The organism is Burkholderia sp. Cy-637 (assembly GCF_011753175.1).
GTDB classification, from domain to species: domain Bacteria; phylum Pseudomonadota; class Gammaproteobacteria; order Burkholderiales; family Burkholderiaceae; genus Burkholderia; species Burkholderia gladioli.
Genome location: NZ_VWWC01000321.1, coordinates 1 through 3238 on the forward strand (window position 1 = coordinate 1; position 3238 = coordinate 3238).

Here is a 3238-nt window from a genome sequence, read left to right on the forward strand (position 1 = left end):
TATTGTCGCGATTTCCGTGACGCAGCGTTTCATGGCGCGTCGCCGGCCGGCGCCGGGAGCGCCCAGCCGGACCTCCCGCCCGGCCGGCGCGAACCCCGCCGTACCGCGCCGCAGCATGCTCCGCGGGCTGCTCCGGCCCTTGTCGAGCGGGCCCGCCGGGGCGCCGCCCGGTTACATCGTGTAACGATTGGCGCGACGCCGAAATTGCCGCGCCGCACACGTGCGCGACAGCAATTCAAGGCAGGCCCTATAATTCGGCGTTCTGCGTAACAGGATTGTCAGCTCCGTGAGCTCTCCTTCCGAGTCCCTGCTGGAACTTCGCGACGTCGATTTCGGCTATGGCGGTGACCGGCTCGTCCTGTCGAATCTGAACCTGCGCTTCGGGCGCGGGCAGGTGGTGGCGGTGATGGGCGGGTCCGGCTGTGGCAAGACGACGGTGCTGCGACTGATCGGCGGCCTGGTGCGGGCCAGCCGCGGCCAGGTGCTGTTCGACGGCGCCGATGTCGGCGCGCAGTCGCGCGACGGCCTCTATGCGCTGCGCCGCAAGATGGGCATGCTGTTCCAGTTCGGCGCCCTCTTTACCGACATGTCGGTGTTCGACAATGTCGCCTTCGTGCTGCGCGAGCATACCGACCTGCCCGAGCCGCTGATCCGCGACCTGGTGCTGATGAAGCTCAACGCGGTCGGCCTGCGCGGCGCGCGCGACCTGATGCCCTCCGAGGTGTCGGGCGGCATGGCGCGCCGCATCGCGCTGGCGCGCGCGATCGCGCTCGATCCCCAGCTGATCATGTACGACGAGCCCTTCGCCGGGCTCGACCCGATCTCGCTGGGCATCACCGCGAACCTGATCCGCACGTTGAACCAGGCGCTCGGCGCGACCTCGATCCTGGTCACCCACGACGTGCCCGAATCGTTCGCGATCGCCGACTACGTCTACTTCCTCGGCAACGGCGGCGTGCTCGCCCAGGGCACGCCCGACGAGCTGCGCGCCTCGACCGAGCCGAGCGTGCGCCAGTTCATCGACGGCGTGCCCGACGGCCCGTTCCGGTTCCACTACACCAGCCCGCCGCTGGACGCGGACTTCGGCCTTGGCGGAGGGCGGCGATGATCAGTGCAATCGGTCGTTACGTGGTCGGTGGCCTCGAACGCACGGGTTATGCCTCGCGGCTGTTCGTGCGGCTGGTGCTCGAATGCTTCGCGCTGCTGCGCCGCCCGCGCCTGGTCACCAAGCAGATCCACTTCCTCGGCAATTACTCCTTCGTGATCATTGCCGTGTCGGGGCTGTTCGTCGGCTTCGTGCTGGGCCTGCAGGGCTACTACACGCTGAACCGCTACGGCGCCGAGCAGTCGCTCGGGCTGCTGGTGGCGCTCTCGCTGGTGCGCGAGCTCGGCCCGGTGGTCACCGCGCTGCTGTTCGCGGGCCGCGCCGGCACCTCGCTGACCGCCGAGATCGGCCTGATGAAGGCCGGCGAGCAGCTCACCGCGCTCGAGATGATGGCGGTGGACCCGATCAAGACGGTGGTCGCGCCGCGCATGTGGGCCGGCATCATCACCATGCCGCTCTTGTCCGCGATCTTCTGCGCGGTCGGCGTGCTCGGCGGTTATGTCGTCGGCGTGGTGCTGATCGGCGTCGATCCGGGCGCGTTCTGGTCGCAGATGCAGGGCGGCGTCGACGTCTGGTCGGATGTCGGCAACGGCGTGCTCAAGAGCGTGGTGTTCGGCTTCGCCGTCACCTTCACCGCGCTCTACCAGGGTTACGAGGCGAAGCCGACGCCCGAGGGCGTGTCGCGCGCGACCACCAAGACCGTCGTGTACGCCTCGCTCGCCGTACTCGGCCTCGATTTCCTGCTGACCGCGCTGATGTTCAGCTAGTCGGCCAATACAGAGATGACGATGAAAAAGACTGCTCTCGACTTCTGGGTCGGCCTCTTTGTGGTGCTGGGTTTCCTGGCGCTGCTGTTCCTCGCGCTGAAGGTGGGCAACATGAGCTCGCTGTCGTTCCAGCCGACCTATCCCGTCAAGATGAAGTTCGACAATATCGGCGGGCTCAAGCCGCGCGCGGCCGTCAAGAGCGCCGGCGTGGTGGTGGGCCGGGTCGGCGCGATCGGCTTCGACACCAACACCTACCAGGCGGTGGTGACCATCGACCTGGACAAGCAATACCAGTTTCCGAAGGATTCCTCCGCGAAGATCCTGACCTCGGGCCTGCTCGGCGAGCAGTACATCGGGCTCGATCCGGGCGGCGACACCGAGATGCTGAAGGCCGGCGACACGATCTCGATGACGCAGTCGGCGATCGTGCTGGAGAATCTGATCGGGCAGTTCCTGTACAGCAAGGCAGCGGATGCGGGCGGTGCGAAACCGGCCGCGGCATCGGGGGCCGGCGCGCACTAGGCGGCGCCATCATCCCCACGGCGAAACAAGAGAAAAGAGAAGAGGGAACACCATCATGCAGACCATGCGCCTCAGGAACACGGTTCTGGCCGTCGCGGCCGTTGCCGCGATGAGCGGTTGCGCCACCGTCCAGACGCCCACCAAGGGCGATCCGTTCGAGGGCTTCAACCGGACCATGTACAAGTTCAACGACACCGTCGACACCTACGCGCTCAAGCCCGTGGCCAAGGGCTACCAGTGGGCGGTGCCGCAGCCGGTGCGCGACAGCGTGACGAACTTCTTCTCGAACATCGGCGACGTCTACATCGCCGCCAACAACCTCGTGCAGCTGCGCATCGCCGACGGCGTGGGCGACATCATGCGGGTGGTGATCAACACGGTGTTCGGCGTGGGCGGCCTGTTCGACGTCGCGACCGTCGCCAAGCTGCCCAAGCACACGGCCGACTTCGGCCTGACCATGGGCCACTACGGCGTGCCCTCGGGCCCCTACGTGGTGCTGCCCTTCCTCGGACCGAGCACGGTGCGCGACACGGCGGGCCTGGCGGTCGACTATGCCGGCAATCCGCTCACCTACGTGAGCCCGGACGCGCTGAGCTGGAGCCTGTTCGGCGTGAACCTGATCAATACGCGCGCCAACCTGCTCGGCGCCGGCGACGTGCTCGACGCGGCCGCGATCGACAAGTATTCCTTCGTGCGCAACGCCTACCTGCAGCGCCGCCAATCGCTGATCGCCGCCTCGGGCGGCCCCGGCGGGCGCAAGGCGGCGGCCAGCGCGCCCGACTACAGCAGCGATGCGCTGCCTAAGTACGACGTGCCCGAGGACGGCTCGGCGCCGGCAGCGGGT

At 67.6% G+C, this 3238-nt stretch carries 4 protein-coding genes; all 4 read left to right on the plus strand.

All coding sequences use genetic code 11. The annotated features are described in order from the left end of the window. Window positions 1-286: 286 nt before the first annotated feature. On the plus strand, window positions 287-1108 hold the full coding sequence (locus F3J10_RS34995) for an ABC transporter ATP-binding protein (protein ID WP_013696420.1): 822 nt from the start codon (window positions 287-289) through the stop codon (window positions 1106-1108). Then, complete coding sequence (gene mlaE, locus F3J10_RS35000; protein ID WP_025101315.1) at window positions 1105-1872, plus strand: lipid asymmetry maintenance ABC transporter permease subunit MlaE; 768 nt, start codon at window positions 1105-1107, stop codon at window positions 1870-1872. The genes F3J10_RS34995 and mlaE overlap by 4 nt, the downstream gene beginning before the upstream one ends. A 15-nt stretch (window positions 1873-1887) precedes the next feature. Further along, on the plus strand, window positions 1888-2394 hold the full coding sequence (gene mlaD, locus F3J10_RS35005; RefSeq protein WP_025101316.1) for an outer membrane lipid asymmetry maintenance protein MlaD: 507 nt from the start codon (window positions 1888-1890) through the stop codon (window positions 2392-2394). 55 nt (window positions 2395-2449) lie between these two features. After that, a partial coding sequence (locus tag F3J10_RS35010; protein ID WP_167243994.1) for a VacJ family lipoprotein occupies window positions 2450-3238 on the plus strand: 789 nt, incomplete at its 3' end.

Bases quoted from the DNA above. Each gene is read 5' to 3' on its own strand.
- mlaE (WP_025101315.1), top strand. From the start codon at position 1,105: ATGATCAGTGCAATCGGTCGTTACGTGGTCGGTGGCCTCGAACGCACG.
- mlaD (WP_025101316.1), top strand. From the start codon at position 1,888: ATGACGATGAAAAAGACTGCTCTCGACTTCTGGGTCGGCCTCTTTGTG.